The sequence below is a fragment of the Methylobacterium sp. BE186 genome, assembly GCF_031457035.1.
In the GTDB taxonomy this organism is placed as follows: Bacteria; Pseudomonadota; Alphaproteobacteria; order Rhizobiales; family Beijerinckiaceae; genus Methylobacterium; species Methylobacterium segetis.
Genome location: NZ_JAVDVV010000066.1, coordinates 1 through 1,477, shown reverse-complemented (window position 1 = coordinate 1,477; position 1,477 = coordinate 1). Strand labels below are relative to the sequence as shown.

Sequence of the window (1,477 nt, the reverse complement as noted above, 5' to 3'; positions counted from 1 at the left end):
GCTAGGAGCCTGTCCGAGTAACGGGGTCTGAGGCCGGGGTTAGAGGGTGCGAGACCCGAGCAGAGGCTCCGGCTTAGCGGGCTCAGCGGCCGGCCTGTGCCAGCTTCAGCAGGTTGTGGGCCGTGCAGATAATCGCCCACTCGCCCCGGACCTGATCGAGCCCTCTCATCAGGAACTGCCGGAAGCCTCGGGCCTGCTTGATCTGCCCGAACACCGGCTCAACCACCTGCTTCCTGAGGCGATAGCGGCTGCGGCGGCCAGCCCGTTTCAGGCGGGCGGCCATCGCGCTCATCAACGGCATCTTGGTCAGCCTCCGGCGGCCGGCCGCATCCGTCTCGCCGTGTCGCGCCCGGCCCGGAGCGAGGTAGCCCGTGATGCCCCGCTCCTTGAGCGCGACGAGGTTGGCCTCGTTGGCAAAGCCGGCATCACCCGAGACCTCCCGCGGCTTGCGCCCGAGATGAGCCCGGACCCCATCCACAAGTGGCACGAGGGCGCGGTAGTCGGCCGCGTTGGTCACGAGCCGATGCGCGACGATCACCTGATGCGCGGCATCGACCGCGATCTGACTGTTGTAGCCCTGTACGAAGCCGTCGCGCGTGGGCAGGATCCGGCTGTCCGGGTCGGTGAAGTTGCGCTGCGCCCGGTCGGGCGGACTGCCCTCGTCACCGCGCAGTGGCCGACCCTGCCAACGCATGCCCGACGAGGCACCCGGCCCGTTCTCGTCCTCCGGATCGGGCGGATCTGTCGCCTCCGCTTCCAGCGCGGCCTTGGCGGCGCGGATGGCTTCCAGCCGTCGCTGCTTGTCGGCCATCCAGTCCGGCGTCTCGTCGCCCCGACGGCCGGCACCATGAGCCTGATCATCCGCCGCGTCAGCCTCGCGTGCGCGCTCCAGCCAAGCGTCCACCTCAGCGGCCAGGCCCGGCTCGGCCGTCTTCATCCGCCCATAGCTCATCGCTTTGTGGCGCGAGGCATTGGCCTTCAGCTTGGTGCCATCCACCGCCACGTGAGCGAACTCGACCAGACCGGCCGCCCGACACAGGCGCAGCACCTGCACGAACAGGTCCGACAGGGCCACAAGGTGGCGTTTGCGAAAGTCGGCGATGGTGCGGAAGTCGGGCCGGTTCAGGCCGGTCACGGCCATGACGTCGACCCGCTCCTCACAGGCGCGGGCGAGCTGACGCGACGAGTACAGGCCGCGGCTGTAGCCGTAGAGAAGCAGGGCCACCATCATGCCGGGATGGTAGGGCGGGTAGCCGCGCTCTTCCGCGTAGGTGTCAAGGATGGCCGAGAGGTCGAGCGCCTCGCGCACTGTGTCGCGCACGAAGTGCGCCATGTGCCCGGGCGGCACGAACTCGTGCAGCGAGGGCGGCAGCAGCCAGCCCTGATCGACGTCCCAGGAGCGAAACACCTTGGCCATGGGCCGAGTGAATCACCCCGCAGCCTCGTCGTCGAGACACTTACTCGGACGGGCTCCTAG

Annotated in this window: 1 protein-coding gene; it reads right to left on the bottom strand. The window is 69.1% G+C overall.

Going from position 1 to position 1,477, the window contains the following annotated elements; translation table 11 throughout:
* Positions 1 to 82: 82 nt before the first annotated feature.
* Positions 83 to 1,417, bottom strand: a complete 1,335-nt coding sequence (locus J2X36_RS26740) for an IS1182 family transposase (protein WP_310355251.1) — start codon at positions 1,415 to 1,417, stop codon at positions 83 to 85.
* Between the last annotated feature and the right edge of the window lie 60 nt (positions 1,418 to 1,477).

Bases quoted from the DNA above. Each gene is read 5' to 3' on its own strand.
- J2X36_RS26740 (WP_310355251.1), bottom strand. From the start codon at position 1,417: ATGGCCAAGGTGTTTCGCTCCTGGGACGTCGATCAGGGCTGGCTGCTG.